The sequence below is a fragment of the Psychrobacter immobilis genome, from assembly GCF_904846285.1.
GTDB classification, from domain to species: domain Bacteria; phylum Pseudomonadota; class Gammaproteobacteria; order Pseudomonadales; family Moraxellaceae; genus Psychrobacter; species Psychrobacter immobilis_D.
Window position 1 is genome coordinate 167,388 of the sequence record NZ_CAJHAD010000004.1, and the last position, 14,081, is coordinate 181,468.

Consider the following 14,081-nt stretch of genomic DNA (forward strand, 5'->3'; position numbering starts at 1 on the left):
TGTTTAAAAAAATCTCTATGAAGACTGGCAAGCGTAGTACTGTTTCACCAATAAATATCTAAATACTTAAAAGGACTTAAGTAATGAAAGCAGTTACTGTACCAGCTCTACTGGCTTCAATGGTAGTGGCCACTATCGCACAAGCAGAGGCCTATAAATGGCAAGATGAGCTATGCGATATCCAAGGCAATTTCGATAATAAAAAATACACCGCCAAGCAAATCGAAAACGCCCATTTCATGTTAAATAATTTAACTAGTGTACAGTTAAATAGCACTTCTTCCCCTATGAACCTCAGAGATATAGATAAGGTAACAACGGCAGATTTAGATAACTTAGATCAAGAGTATAAGCTGCGCAAGCGTAAAGTGGAATCCTTAAAGGTCGTAATAGAAGCGCAACCCTATAAGCGTGAGTTGTTAAAATCCATCGACGGCGAATACTTCCACGATAAATTATCTATTTTGGCTTATCTGGCTCCTGTACAAGCGATGAGGCAGAGTCCACCGATGTGTAAGCAGTACCTTGCGCCTTTTTTTAAAGGCGAGGCCGCCGTACAACGCAAATGGCAACAGTTTGTAGAGGAGCAAATTCAGGAGCAAGAGCGTATCAGTAGTGATGGAGGTCAGTCTTATCGCACTCTAAGGACAGAGCGTTATCAGGAAGAAAGAGCCAGCGACCCTGCCAACTATGCCAAAATAAGCTTGCTGACCTTTGGCTTTAGCAACTGCTTAAATGACCATATTTATCATGCCGACTCTCAAAAAGTATTTAGCAATCAGCAAAAACTAAATAAAATATTATTTGGTAAGAGTTTGACTATGGTGTGTGAGGAACCGTAGGTTTTTTTTAAGCTTAGGAGGATGTATGGCTAAATATGAAAAAGCAGATAACAAGGTATCGCAAAATAAGAGGAAGCAACGCAAGAAGTAATCGAAGGATTGAGGTAGTGCGAAGTTATGTCTAAATACAAAGATTGGTGCGCCCACAGGATTCCACACTGCATCTGGAAAGCCTTGCTGCATAAGGCGTTTACAAATATTTCTTATATAACTACTGTATAGACTACTGTAATAAACAAAAATGACGCTACTTGGCGTCATTCTGTTTGGGGTTGTTCGGTGCGTTAAGTATATCATCGATTTTGGGTTTCAACCACTTGTTAGGTCTACCCTTTAGATCGGGCGCTGGCAAGAAGCCGCTATCACGTTTTGTCTGTACGGTGGTAGTTGAAGCCCAGCCAAAGAGGTTTTTGATATCAGCGGTGGTGTAATATTTACCAGTCATGGCAGCGTCCTTATTCTATAGGTAGTCAGTAAAGAAAATGGATTGGTCATAGGCGGGTTGCAAATCTACCTATGACCAATATTGATTATTGTTAAAGTTTAGCCGTTCTGTGTCTCAGATGGGTTTAGATTGCCAAGGGCGGTCAAGCCAATATCCTCTTCAAAATCGTCGTCGGTGTCTGTAACGGCTGGCTGGTTATCCAAAGCTTCTTGCTCAGCTGCGGCTTGAGCCTCAACTTCTTTCTGAGCGTTCATTCGATTAACCAAAGTATTTAAGCCGTTCTTAATTTCATCAAATCTTGTGTCATGTTCATCAGCAAAGTTAGGGTACTTAGATCTAACCTTGCCCTGAGTTTCATCATCAAGCTGCTTAAGTAGCTTATTAAGACTCAAAAGGTTTTCATCGCTCATGTAGAAGTTTTTACCACTGTTGAGCCATTCAAGAAGCTGTACACCTGTATTGCTATCTATGACAAATGGTTCGTCGCCAAACATACTCGTTCTGTCTTTACTGGTGATGGCGTAATGACCTTCTCTGTCGATATTGAATACTGATGTAAATTCAAACTCAAAATCTTCTTTCTGCTCGTACTTCATGCCAACCTTGTTCACTTTCTTAGTTTTGATATCTTGTACGTGCTCACTCTTCATTCTTACAGTAGCAATCACATGAATCTTACTTGATACAATTTTATCTAAGAATTTTCTATGTCGTGGTAGGGTATTGCTCCATGCGCCAAAGCTATTGCCTTTAAATACAGTCTTTCCAAGTAAGTCATTTATCTCCAAGCAACCACCTGTTCCGACCCACTCATGACTCATGCTATCAATAATGACGTTATCATAACCTTGCTGCTCAGCGGCTTCGATGGCTTGTGTATATCGCTCAGGGGTGTAGGGTGCTTCAAGCTCTAATTCGTCGAAGTCAAATTGGTCAGCGTAAAGACTCGCTGATCCGCTTTCGGTTTCAATAAGTGCTGTTCTGCCACCTAAGCCCCTTGCAATTTGTAGGGCTGCTGTTGTCTTGCCGCTGCCACTAACGCCACATAGAGCTAGTCTTAGTTTGGATTTTTTACGTTCTGCTTTAGTGAAAATCATCATGGTTAAATTCCTTGTTTATTAGTATGTTGTTGTAAGCTTGCGATAAGGTCATCAAAGCTCATTCTGTTAGATTTGCGCTCAGCAAAAGATGGTTGCTTGAGCATGGCTTTCTGTTCTACTTCATCTAGCTGATTGAAGTGATACTCATACTTTTCAAAATTAGCCCATTCCCAGCCAGCTTGTTGTTGATTACTCATGGTCATTTAACCTCGCTGATAGTTGCTGCTCATAAGCGTAAGAGGCGTTAAGACCGTCTTGAGTTTTGAGCTGGCTAGTACACGCGCTAGGCATGTAAACAAAGAAGATGTTTACCCAGAACGATAGTATTAGTGATATCTTGACCGCTGTGATTAAGTTCATGATTACGCTCCAACGTTGCAAGCGTTATCAATAAAGCTTAGGTTCATATCAAAAAGCGACTTTCTTGCCCGCGCTATGCTCTCAGAAATAAGTTTTTTGATTGCCGCTGGTGATACTTGTTGGTCACTGTATAAAGAGAACATGAAGCCATCACCGTAATAATTGTCATCAAAGTACAGGTTGGTTGATAAAAGGGTTGTTTAAGCTGTTATTACCAGAGTAATTTGTGTTGTCGATGTTGACGCGGGTGAACTGGTCATTGTTAAGAACCATCATGCGCTCATTGACTGCTAGCGCTTCATGCTTCTCTACCTTATACATAGCGTTGACTTGACTTGACCTTCAAACATCACCTTGCTGTAGTCAGTGACTAGGTAGCTATATACAATCATGCCAGCTTTTATCTTTTGAACTTGATTGCGTGAGGTGTTATGTGACTTAATCCTATCCTTGTTGTGAAAGCCCTTATCTGATTCGAGTCGGTGAGGGCTTTTTTGTGCCTGAGATTAGGTGCTTTTGCTATGAGTAGTGATTACTACTTGCTAAACCAATGTATAAATAGTAGTATACACTATTATATATTGCAACTATTATTTTAAACAAATAAAAATAAATTACTACTAATCAAAATTTTAGCAATAAAAAACCACTCAAAAGAGTGGCTTGGTGCTGCTTAGTTGCTGGCTAGCCAGCTCTGTATATAACCTTACCTATTATCGTTAATTCGCTCTTACTGACAACCCTGTCAGGGTAGTTTTTATTATAGCTATGAAGCTTTAGCGATTCACCGACCTCTCTAAACACCTGCTTAATCATAACCTCACGACCAAATATCAATAGGTATAATTCACCATCAATGATATTTGGACGGCTCAAATCAACACCCACTTCATCATCCTTATTGATATAAGGTTTCATGCTGTCGCTATCATTGATCACTATCTTAAAGCAGCTTGGCTTAACGTCATGCTTAGCAAAGAACTTTTGCGTCATCTCAACTTCACGATCCTTGCCTAAAAATTCAAAATCATTATTGCCGACTACCTTACAGTGCTTATAAACAATGACCTTCATATCCTTTTTGTTATGTATTCTTATCGCGTAATCGGTATGGAAATTCTCACCGTCACGGGTATTCTCAATATTAAACAAGCTAGTCTCTTCATCCTCAAGAAAAACATCGTCTCTATCAAGGTAGAAAGGGGGAAGCTCTAACTTCTTTTCTATATTACGCGCTGCCAATTCACCAAAAGGTACAGTGCCATTTATTATCTGAGATAAATAACTAGCGCTTACATGGAAACCTCGCTCAATACTTGCATAGCTCTTATAGTTTTGACGCTTCAATCCCGCCAGCACATATTTTAGCTTCTCAACTCTATATTCATTAATCATATCAAGCCCCTTAGTGGTTTTACTCTATTGCGTACAAACTATTTGTTGTACTCAATAGAATAGCAGTAGCTACTACTCAAATCAAGAATGAACCAACAATCAATAGAAATTATTTGTAAAAAGATATAAATTACTATTGATATATTCAATAGTTTTAACTATTATAAATCATAACAAACAAAGGAGCTTAAAGGCATGAGAAACTCACGCAGTAAAAAAATCAGCTTACGTGACTACTACTTATCTTTAGACATGCTGGCACGCGAAGTGTTTGCTGAGAAGGTAGGTACTACCACGGGTCATATCCACCAAATTTATAATGGTTACAGCAAATGCAACGAGTCTGTTGCGATCAGAATGGACAAAATCAGTAACGGTCTTATCTCATGTGACGAATTATGCTCTGAAACTGACTTCAATTATATACGTCAGCAAGCAGTAAGTAATAAATAGCAGGCAACAAAAAACCCCTTCTGACTGTAATCAAAAGAGGCTCACAACAAAACTTCAATACAACAATAAGGATTATACCAGATGAAGTTACCCACTATCAAAGAAAATAGCGACTTACAACAGGCTGTTGACGCTAAAGAGCTTTACCAAGCGTTAGGGTTAGATCCTACAAACTGGTCAGGTTGGAGCAAAAATAATATTGCAAACAACCCTTTTGCCATGAAAGGCACGGACTACGGGGTTTACGGACTTAGTACGAATACCCAAGGCGGGCGACCTACTACAAATTACTACTTATCAGTCGAATTTGCAAAGAAGTTAGCAATGCAAGTACGCACTGAGATTGGTGAGCGCATACGTGACTACTTCTTAGAATGTGAGCGTAAAGCCAGCCAGCCAGCGTTTCAAATACCGCAATCATACGGTGAGGCATTACAGCTTGCGGCTAATCAAGCGCTACAAATCGAGCAGGACAAGCTAAAGGTTGATCATTACAACGCTATCGTCAAGAAAGATGGCTTACTGAACGCTAAAAGCGTCGCAAGCAAGATGGGTATGACACCGCAAGCTATGAATAAGATATTGAATGAAATGGGTGTTTACGACAAAAAAATCGTGGGTGCAAAAGTCTTCAATCAGAAATTTATCAGTGCTGGCTATGGCGTTATGAGACAGACAAGCAATGGCTATACGCAAGCGATGTTCACGCTGGCTGGTGAGTCTTGGATAGTCGAAAGACTTGCAGTTAAGTCTATTGCATAGCAGACAAAAATGAAGCTCTTAGACGGCAATCTAAGAGCTTCATTCAATATCAATACAAGTTACACCATATTAGGACTATAACATGAAAACAAAAGATGGGTCAAATCAGCATGAAGACGCTTGCAAGCCTGCACACAAACGCAAATTTGAATACGGGTTTACCTCTATGGATAACAGATTGTTTTACCTACAACAAGACCTTACCCCAAGTGAATTTAGTGTATTTGTCAGAATCTACCGTGCAACTGAGGGCTATGACGGAAGATCAAGAGCGTTGTCAGGTACTTACCTGCAAAAAGTGTGCAACATGAGTAAAAACACTGTTACAAGCGCAATAAAAGGTCTTGAGAAACAAGGGCTAATTTGCGTTAAAAGACGCCAGAAATCAACATCTTTATACTTGATTAATCTTGAGAAAATGGACGATATGTATCAAGAAATCAAAGGAAAAATCATAGAGGATTTTGAGAATATGAGCAGTGATGATGACTCTTCTATCCCAAATATTGGGGGTCATAAAGACGATATCAACAATCTTGATTCCCAAAATCTGACCATGACTATCCCAAAATCTGACCATTTGATTCCAAATATTCGACCATGTGACTCCCAAATATTGGGAACTAATAAAGAAAGGTATAAAGAAAAGTATAAAGAAAATATATGTGTCGATGACCAAGACAAAGATTCTGACAATGATTCTACCAATCCATTTTTAAATCAATCTCAGAATGATGAAACAGTAGTTAAGAAAGATACCAAGCGTGGCTCAGCATTAACCAAATCGATAAACATACCATTCGATGAATTTTGGTCAATGTACGACAAGAAGCAAGACCGTGGAAAATGTGAAAAAAAATGGCTCAAGCTGACAGACGAAGAAAGATTGCTGACAATGAATCACTTGCCGGCCTACATCGAGTCAACGCCAAACAAGCAGTATCGAAAGCACCCGCATACATATCTTAATAGTGAAGCATGGAATAACGAAGTAATCAGCAACCTATCAGCAATCACTAACCAACAAGGATTTAATTATGGACAACAACAATCAGCTAGCCAGCCAGCTTCAAACGCAGACTTGTACCAACAGCAACTCAGAGAGCAGTTCGGATTATCAGGCGAATCCATCCGAACAGTTAATTGATTTTCTAATTAATTTATTTAGTACATGGAAGGTATCGCACGCTACAAAGATGAAAGACCAAGATTGGGGTAAGCAGCGCATAGAGCTTTGGGCAATAGCACTGACCGACTTGAGAGCTACCAAGCAAGGATTAGAGAGGGCGCTCAGAAAGTCAATATCTCAGTCATGGCTACCAACCACCGCAGCTGACTTCTTAGAGCTAGGCAGGCAAGCAAATAACCAATACCCTGATAGTTATGTTGCTTACGTCGCAGCCGCTAACAGAAATTATTTACACCCTGTCTGTCATGAGGCGTCAAAAAGGATTGGAATAGAGAAGTTAGCGAGTGAGCCTGAAACATCGACACTCAAGATTTGGAATGAGATTTACAAGACTGTATGCACAGAACACACTCAGGATAGCGCCAAATTCAATCAAAACGTTATCGCCATTAAGCTTATCAAGCAGAATGATAAAAAGGTACTAGAAGCACCAAGAATTAGCTTAGAAGAGCAATCAGTCATATCAGATAGATACATTAACTTAATCAGGGAATCACTATGAACGACTTACAAAAACCTCTATATAACTTAAGTTATGAGAATGGCGTACTAGCAACGCTAATGAGCGACGAAAACACTTACAACAAAGTATGCGAAATCATTGTTGAAGACGATTTTGCGGCTGAGAAAAACCGCCTTTTATTCAGAGTAATTAAATTCTTATTTGAAGCTGGCGACCCTGTTGATACGGTCACAGTACACGATCAACTAGAACGCACAAAGCTACTTCATAGCGCTGGCGGTGAATCATATCTAGCGGAGGTATTAAGTTCAGGATATATAGGATCGTCCAGCATAGTTTACCATGCTACACGTATCAAGGAGCTGTCACAGCAAAGACGTATTAGAGCGGTGCTTGATAACGCAAAAGGTGTTATCAATGATGACGGCAAAGATGTTGACGTAAAAGTCAGTGATATCGTCTCAGAGCTGCTTAAAGTGTCAGAGAGTGATAACGACGCTGACAACCAATCTCAGTCAATCAGTTACTTGGTCAAAGGTTTTATAGACAAGCAATCAGATCTAATGAAAGGTATTAAGCCAAAATCTCAAAAGACTGGGTTCTTTGACTTAGATGGCAAAGCACTGATTCAAAATGGTCACTTAGTTGTACTGGCAGCAAGACCAGCGATGGGCAAGACGACCCTTGGATTGAATGCAGCGTCAAACATGATTGAAATTCACCGCTCTTTAGATCAAGACGGTAACGTTGTCAGTGAAAAGCTAGGCGTTATATTCTCACTTGAAATGACCAAAGACGAAATAATGGAGAAATACATATCAGCTGCGGCAAACGTTGATATGAAGAGCTTGAAAAATGGCACGCTCAGTGAGGATGAGTGGGCGCGTGTATTCAAAGTTATAACCAATATTAATAAAGGCTACCCGCTCCACGTTGACGACCGCGCCAGATTAACATTTCAGCAAATCAGAGCAAGATTGATACAACTTAAATCACAGGGTAATGAGATTGGCGTTGTTGTTGTTGATTACTTACAGATTATGGGTGGTCTTGACGCAAACAACTTGACCAACTCACTAGCTGAGGTCACATGTAACTTCAAGGCACTTGCTAAAGAGCTTGGTTGCCCTGTCATTTTACTATCACAGCTAAACCGTGAACTTGAAAAACGCCCAAACAAACGCCCAATTAACTCAGACCTTAGATCGTCAGGTTCTATTGAGCAAGACGCGGATATCATCATTTTTGTCTATCGTGATGAAATCTATAACGAAAACAGCGAACAAAAAGGAGTAGCGGAAATCATCATTGGCAAAAATAGACATGGTGAGATTGGCACAGTCAGACTTGGATTCGATGGCAGAAAATCGAAGTTTACCAACTTCACGCAAATGTACGACGAAGACGGACACCCATTTCACGCATAGCAATACATAACAGCATTTAATCATAGCTAAAACATCACTCACAGCCCGATAAAACCACTAATCAGTACATTGTAGCCAAGACAGTAATAGCTACCTTAAACGGAAAACGAGAGGCACAAGATGATTAGTTTTTTAATTCTTAGTAACTACGATGATTTATTAGATAACACATCCCACCAAGGGTTCGAGATAAACGACACAACCCGCCATTGATCATGTCAAAGCTGATATAGCAAGCCAAACTCACTACTACATACAGCATAGATTATAACGACAGAGTTGATATCGCTTACCAGCAAGCCGATGCTATTGATTTTGATAGTGTAGCCTTTGCTTTTAACGAAGATGCATTGTCATTGAGAGTTACTAGAAAAGTGAAGTGCTTGATTTGAGGAATAAACTCAATAGAGAAACTAATCGAAGTTAGAGCCTCCACCAAAAAAAATAATGGCGTTTATTCATAATAATGAATCTTATCGAGTAGATAAGGCGGTTTCAAGGTTCAGTTATAAATGAACTGCTTTGGCTAGGATAATCAAAAATACCTATACTACTAGAATACTGTTCATGAAGGTGCTATGTATTATATAACACTATATGTTGTAACTTGAAGCGAATAGGCAAACAGTATGAAAACACTGAAAAAAATAAAACCCATCTTATGCTTTCATATTCATCCTAGTATATCGAGCAGAAATTAAAATATTTTGAGAATAAAATGTTGAAAAATGGGTAATCACCCCTGTTACATCATTTTTTTTGATATCTATCATGTGGGTAGTTTTGCAATAGTTTATAGATTCTAAAACCCATCATCCAAACTATAGGAATTTATTGTTCATCAGGTTTTATCTAATTAATCGATATATATTTAACCTTACAGGTATTTTATATAGGCTATCTGAGAATAGCTTATCAATACAAATAACTCCAATAACAAAACAGGGCAAGTAATGTATAAAAGAGAAAGAATGTATTACTCACCATCAGACTTAACCACATATATGGAAAGCCCTTTTGCTTCATGGATGGATAGGCTCGCTCAAGAGCATCCAGATCTGACCCCAGAAAAAGACCTTAGTGATGAATTCATGGAATTACTGCAACAAAAAGGCTATGCCCATGAAGATAAGCTTGAGGTAAAGTTTATAGCTGAGGGTAGGACGCTAGTAAAGATTGAGGGTAGTAATAACGAAAAACATATCAAAACACTAGAAGCAATGAAACAAGGCGTCGAAGTCATTGTGCAAGCAAGATTAAAGCTTGACCAATTTGCTGGCTTTGCTGATTTTTTGGTAAAGGTAATACACGATTCAGGCCAAACCCCAAGTAAGCTTGGCAACTGGCATTATGAGGTATGGGACACAAAGCTTGCCAGCAGAGTCAAGCCGACATTCATCATCCAATTGTGTTGCTACGCTCAAATGCTTGAATCCATCCAAGGCTGTTTGCCTCAGAGTATTACTGTTGCGCTTGGCAATGGTGAGATGGAGGTGCTAAAGACTTATGATTTTTACTACTATTACTTAAGTTTAAAAGCCAATTTTCTAGACGAGCATGCTAAATTCCACTTAGATCACTGTCCAGACCCTGCCGACTCCGGAAGTTGGGGGAACTGGAGCAATCATGCCGAACAGCTTTTGCTTGATAAAGACCATTTATTTCAAGTAGCAAGTATTACCAAAGGACAAATTAAAAAGCTTAATCAGGCAGGCTTGTACACTATGGAGCAGCTTGCAGAGTCGCCTTTTTTATTGATGAGTGGTATTCACTCTACGGTGTTCGCTAAGCTAAAAGCTCAAGCGGCTATACAAATAAAAAGTAAGATAAAAAGTCAAAAGCTATATGGTTCGACAGACAGCGATAGGCCAGAGTTTGAAATCCTGCAACATTTGCAAGCTGAGAGAAAAGGACTCTCATTATTACCGCCTCATTCTCCTATGGATGTATTCTTTGATATTGAAGGCTTTCCGCTTGACGAAGGCGGATTGGAATACTTGTGGGGTAATACCTACTTTGATGAGCAGGGCAACCGCCAGTTCAAAGACTTTTGGGCTCACAACCGTGAACAAGAAAAGCAATGCTTTCAGGAGTTTATCCATTGGGTTTATGGTCGGTGGCAACAAGATCCAAGTATGCACATTTACCATTATGCCAGTTATGAGATTACCGCCTGTCGTAAGCTGATGGGGCGCTATGGTGTTTGTGAGTATGAAGTGGATCAACTGCTAAGAAATGAGGTGTTTGTCGATTTATACAAGGTAGTCAAGGGTGGTTTGCGATTGGGTGCTCCCAGGTACTCAATTAAAAATGTTGAACGCCTCTATCGCAATCAACGCGATACTGAAGTAGGTGACGGTGGTGATTCGGTCGTCGTTTATGATCAGTGGCGTGAGTTAAACCAACGTGGTTTGGAAGGCGATACTTGGCAAACCTCAAAGACTCTTAATGACATTCGAGACTACAACATTGACGATTGCGATTCTACGCAAGAGCTTGTGGTATGGCTAAGGGAACAACAGCTAATACATAACATTGATTATCTTGGTAAAACCGAAGTCATTGAGCCAGAAACCTCCGAAGAAATAACCATGGTTACCGCACTGCGTGATCGTCTATTAAACCAAGCTGAAACCGAGTCACTAGATAATCCTAAACAAGCACAACTCACTGAGAATCTAGCATGGATGTTAGAGTTTCATCGCCGAGAGTCCAAACCTTTATTCTGGAAGCTATTTGATCGCCTTGGCTCAGATGAGATGGAGCTCTTTAACGATTTAGATTGTCTGGCCATATGTGAGCGCACAGCTAGAGAGCCATTCAAATCGTCACCAAGAGCTAGAAATCTAAGCTACGAATATAGATTTAGTCCAGAGCAAGAGTTTAAAGGGGCTTCAAGTAATTTCTATGTGCTTGGGCTAGAGACATCTGAAGGTAAAAATGCAAAAGTAGGGTTGGTCGCAGAGGAAAGTGATTTAGAAAATGGGATAATTGTACTCAAAGCCAAAGATGAGCCCCCAAGTATGGTGTCGCTTATTCCCGATGAATATATCAGTACTGATATCATTTCTGGTGCATTGTGTAGAACGGTTTCTGAGTATGAACAAGGGCTATTTAGACAGAAGAAATCTGCCATTATGGATTTTTTAACGGGTGTAAAGCCAAGAATCTTAAGTCACAAAGGTTGTGATATCGTCAGTAGTAAGGAGCCTGATGCTCGCTTAGAGCAAGTCATCGCAGCGATTAGCAATCTTGATAGTAGTTACCTACCGATACAAGGACCTCCAGGCGCTGGTAAAACTTATACAGCTAAACAAGCCATTGCTCATTTACTTAAGTCAGGGGCAAAAATTGGAATCTCTAGTAATAGTCACAAAGCCATCAACAATCTATTACTAAGCACGGCTAAACACTGCAAAGAGCACAATATAAAAGCATCATTTTTCTGCAACAAAGAGACGGACGATGAGCTTGCTGCTTACGACGTGACTATCTACAGTAATAACCAACTAGCCAGCCAAATTCAGCCCGCATGTGTTATTGGCACGACTGCATGGGGATTTGCTCGTGAGGACATGACAGAGCAGCTCGACTATCTGTTTATTGATGAAGCAGGGCAGGTCGCAACAGCAAACTTAGTGGCAATGAGTCGTAGTGCTAGAAACCTAGTATTGATGGGCGACCAAATGCAACTGGGTCAACCCTCACAAGGCACTCATCCCGCTAAAAGTGGACTGTCTATACTTGATTATCTACTACACGAAACACCAACCATCCCTGCGGATATGGGCGTGTTCTTAGATATGACCTATCGTATGCATAGTAAGGTGAATACGGTTATCAGTCAGCTAATCTACGAGAGCAAACTACAATCACACATCGATAATGATAAGCGTATCCTCAACGTAACAGACAATACAGCTAGCCAAAGTAATGAATGCCAAGGGATAGATGATTACTTAAATTTGGAGGCAGGTATCGTCTTTGTTCCTGTGGAGCATGAGGGTAATACTCAAGCTTCTGATGAGGAGGTAGCAACGATTAAGCAGCTGGCTAATTCGCTACTGGGGCGCATGTTTTGTACTGGTGCTATCAAAGATAGTGGTGAGTCAGTTAATCGCTTAATCACGTGGGAGGATATGTTATTTGTCGCTCCATACAATCATCAGGTGAGTAAGCTAAAAATAGCTTTGGGTGAACAAGCAAAGGTTGGTAGTGTTGATAAGTTTCAAGGTCAAGAAGCTCCGATCGTATTCTTGAGTATGTGCGCTAGTGATGCTAATGAATCGCCTAGAGGCATTGACTTCTTATTCGATAAAAACCGCATTAACGTGGCAGTTTCTAGAGCACAAACATTGGCTATCGTGGTAGCAAGCCCTAATCTTGTTAATATCTCTGTCAATAGTGTTGAACAGTTGAAGAAAGTAAGTTTGTTTGGTGCCATAATATATATGGATAGTCTAAATAATATACATACATATGAAAAACCTACAGGTGAGTATGAGTGAGTCAATGGACGTTCTAAGTATGTTCGAGTCAGAAAATCGAATGAATAGCTTCCAAGCACATTTTCAAAAATTAATTAGAATTTTTGAAAATGAGGCAATCAGTTTTGTTATCGTTGGTAGTGTCGCTTATTCAGAGTATGCTCCTCCTCGTGCGACCACCGCTATTGACTTTATGATGCTTGAAAGTGATTGCGATCACTTTAAAAAGGCTCTACAAAACCGTGAGATTGATTTTACAATAAATGATTACCAACAAATAGTTATCACAATAAAAGATGAACCGAACGAGCTTAATTCTTATGATTTGATGCTTTTGGCCCAATACGCTCCAAAAGGTCTTGCAGTTAATAATATGATAATACGTAAGCAAATATTCGGCGTACAAAACGTGCCTGTAGCTCGCCCTGAAAAATTAGTCGCTTTATGGTGTAACGCAGTTAGTAACGGGAATTTTAAGGTATATGAAAGCGCTAAAATGTTAATCAAGTTGCAGCTAGCAGACATTGATAGCTGTTTTGAATTAATTGAGAATATGCCTGATAGTGATGCTAAAAAAGTATTGCGTTCAATTCTCGCAGGTAGATTAACCTACTTGCCTGCAGTTGATATGAAAGAAGATCTACTTATCTCATCTGATTTATTTCAAACCTATGAAGAGATGGAGGTAGCTAAAGCAGAACGTTATAGCTCCTCTCAAGAACGTAGGCGCAGGCTATATTATGCTAGATAATAGAAGGTTTCAAATGATGGCCTTAACTATAGATATAGTCAGAGAAACGTAATATCGATACATCTATTACCGCTGATCTCAATTTTTCTTGCTTGCTGTGCCTATGCAGACAGAGGCGGCAAAAAATTGAGATCAGCAGCACTGTAGCGTTTTTAAGATGCTTTCACTATATGTAGAAAATTTAAATCCAGATTAAAAGTGCCAATTAGCATGGTTGTTAGTTATTAATGGACAATGTAGTTAATAGTAAACTATGACATTATCGCTCGTCTTAAATTTACGATAATCTAATGAAAATCGTGGTAATGATTGTCCTAATGCCTTTTTTACTATAGTCACTGCACTACAAAAGAGTTATGATTTGGATGAATATCATAAAACAATTTAGATAAGTCATTTTCCATCCA

Annotated in this window: 13 protein-coding genes; 8 read left to right on the forward strand and 5 right to left on the reverse strand. The window is 39.6% G+C overall.

What is annotated here, in order from left to right:
• The first annotated feature begins 83 nt into the window (after window positions 1-83).
• The gene (locus JMX13_RS04455) at window positions 84-842 is read left to right on the forward strand and encodes a hypothetical protein (RefSeq protein WP_201610004.1); all 759 of its coding nucleotides are present in this window, start codon (window positions 84-86) and stop codon (window positions 840-842) included.
• A 247-nt stretch (window positions 843-1,089) separates the two neighbouring features.
• On the opposite strand, the gene JMX13_RS04460 is transcribed toward JMX13_RS04455, so the two are convergent.
• The 5 genes from JMX13_RS04460 to JMX13_RS04480 form a co-directional block, all read right to left on the reverse strand.
• On the reverse strand, window positions 1,090-1,287 hold the full coding sequence (locus tag JMX13_RS04460) for a hypothetical protein (protein WP_201610006.1): 198 nt from the start codon (window positions 1,285-1,287) through the stop codon (window positions 1,090-1,092).
• A 98-nt stretch (window positions 1,288-1,385) separates the two neighbouring features.
• Window positions 1,386-2,387: an AAA family ATPase gene (locus JMX13_RS04465; RefSeq protein ID WP_201610008.1), complete on the reverse strand. Its 1,002-nt coding sequence runs from the start codon at window positions 2,385-2,387 to the stop codon at window positions 1,386-1,388.
• Between the two features lie 2 nt (window positions 2,388-2,389).
• Window positions 2,390-2,584: a hypothetical protein gene (locus tag JMX13_RS04470; protein ID WP_201610010.1), complete on the reverse strand. Its 195-nt coding sequence runs from the start codon at window positions 2,582-2,584 to the stop codon at window positions 2,390-2,392.
• A 331-nt stretch (window positions 2,585-2,915) separates the two neighbouring features.
• Window positions 2,916-3,068 carry a hypothetical protein gene (locus JMX13_RS04475; protein ID WP_201610012.1) on the reverse strand — a complete coding sequence of 51 codons (153 nt, stop codon included), beginning with the start codon at window positions 3,066-3,068 and terminating at the stop codon, window positions 2,916-2,918.
• A gap of 363 nt (window positions 3,069-3,431) precedes the next feature.
• On the reverse strand, window positions 3,432-4,142 hold the full coding sequence (locus tag JMX13_RS04480; protein ID WP_201610014.1) for a helix-turn-helix transcriptional regulator: 711 nt from the start codon (window positions 4,140-4,142) through the stop codon (window positions 3,432-3,434).
• A gap of 195 nt (window positions 4,143-4,337) precedes the next feature.
• Between JMX13_RS04480 and JMX13_RS04485 the strand changes: the two genes are divergently transcribed.
• From JMX13_RS04485 to JMX13_RS04515, 7 genes are all read left to right on the forward strand, one after another.
• On the forward strand, window positions 4,338-4,595 hold the full coding sequence (locus JMX13_RS04485) for a helix-turn-helix domain-containing protein (RefSeq protein ID WP_227686215.1): 258 nt from the start codon (window positions 4,338-4,340) through the stop codon (window positions 4,593-4,595).
• Between the two features lie 81 nt (window positions 4,596-4,676).
• Window positions 4,677-5,357 (forward strand): antA/AntB antirepressor family protein, encoded by a 681-nt coding sequence (locus JMX13_RS04490; protein ID WP_201610016.1) that lies wholly within the window; start codon window positions 4,677-4,679, stop codon window positions 5,355-5,357.
• Between the two features lie 82 nt (window positions 5,358-5,439).
• Window positions 5,440-6,504: a replication protein gene (locus JMX13_RS04495; protein ID WP_201610018.1), complete on the forward strand. Its 1,065-nt coding sequence runs from the start codon at window positions 5,440-5,442 to the stop codon at window positions 6,502-6,504.
• 49 nt (window positions 6,505-6,553) lie between these two features.
• Entirely contained in the window at window positions 6,554-7,048 is a 495-nt protein-coding gene (locus tag JMX13_RS04500; protein WP_201610020.1) for a hypothetical protein, read from the forward strand.
• Window positions 7,045-8,436 carry a replicative DNA helicase gene (locus JMX13_RS04505; protein ID WP_201610022.1) on the forward strand — a complete coding sequence of 464 codons (1,392 nt, stop codon included), beginning with the start codon at window positions 7,045-7,047 and terminating at the stop codon, window positions 8,434-8,436. Before JMX13_RS04500 ends, JMX13_RS04505 begins: the two co-directional genes overlap by 4 nt.
• 971 nt (window positions 8,437-9,407) lie before the next feature.
• Window positions 9,408-12,944, forward strand: coding sequence for a TM0106 family RecB-like putative nuclease (locus JMX13_RS04510; RefSeq protein ID WP_265088392.1), 3,537 nt, complete (start codon window positions 9,408-9,410; stop codon window positions 12,942-12,944).
• A 19-nt stretch (window positions 12,945-12,963) separates the two neighbouring features.
• Entirely contained in the window at window positions 12,964-13,674 is a 711-nt protein-coding gene (locus tag JMX13_RS04515; protein WP_201610026.1) for a hypothetical protein, read from the forward strand.
• Window positions 13,675-14,081 lie beyond the last annotated feature (407 nt).

Coding starts and splice junctions, on each gene's coding strand:
- JMX13_RS04500 (WP_201610020.1), top strand. CDS start 6,554: ATGAAAGACCAAGATTGGGGTAAGCAGCGCATAGAGCTTTGGGCAATA.
- JMX13_RS04510 (WP_265088392.1), top strand. CDS start 9,408: ATGTATTACTCACCATCAGACTTAACCACATATATGGAAAGCCCTTTT.
- JMX13_RS04470 (WP_201610010.1), bottom strand. CDS start 2,584: ATGAGTAATCAACAACAAGCTGGCTGGGAATGGGCTAATTTTGAAAAG.
- JMX13_RS04515 (WP_201610026.1), top strand. CDS start 12,964: ATGTTCGAGTCAGAAAATCGAATGAATAGCTTCCAAGCACATTTTCAA.
- JMX13_RS04475 (WP_201610012.1), bottom strand. CDS start 3,068: ATGTATAAGGTAGAGAAGCATGAAGCGCTAGCAGTCAATGAGCGCATG.
- JMX13_RS04465 (WP_201610008.1), bottom strand. CDS start 2,387: ATGATGATTTTCACTAAAGCAGAACGTAAAAAATCCAAACTAAGACTA.
- JMX13_RS04460 (WP_201610006.1), bottom strand. CDS start 1,287: ATGACTGGTAAATATTACACCACCGCTGATATCAAAAACCTCTTTGGC.
- JMX13_RS04490 (WP_201610016.1), top strand. CDS start 4,677: ATGAAGTTACCCACTATCAAAGAAAATAGCGACTTACAACAGGCTGTT.
- JMX13_RS04505 (WP_201610022.1), top strand. CDS start 7,045: ATGAACGACTTACAAAAACCTCTATATAACTTAAGTTATGAGAATGGC.
- JMX13_RS04485 (WP_227686215.1), top strand. CDS start 4,338: ATGAGAAACTCACGCAGTAAAAAAATCAGCTTACGTGACTACTACTTA.
- JMX13_RS04495 (WP_201610018.1), top strand. CDS start 5,440: ATGAAAACAAAAGATGGGTCAAATCAGCATGAAGACGCTTGCAAGCCT.
- JMX13_RS04480 (WP_201610014.1), bottom strand. CDS start 4,142: ATGATTAATGAATATAGAGTTGAGAAGCTAAAATATGTGCTGGCGGGA.
- JMX13_RS04455 (WP_201610004.1), top strand. CDS start 84: ATGAAAGCAGTTACTGTACCAGCTCTACTGGCTTCAATGGTAGTGGCC.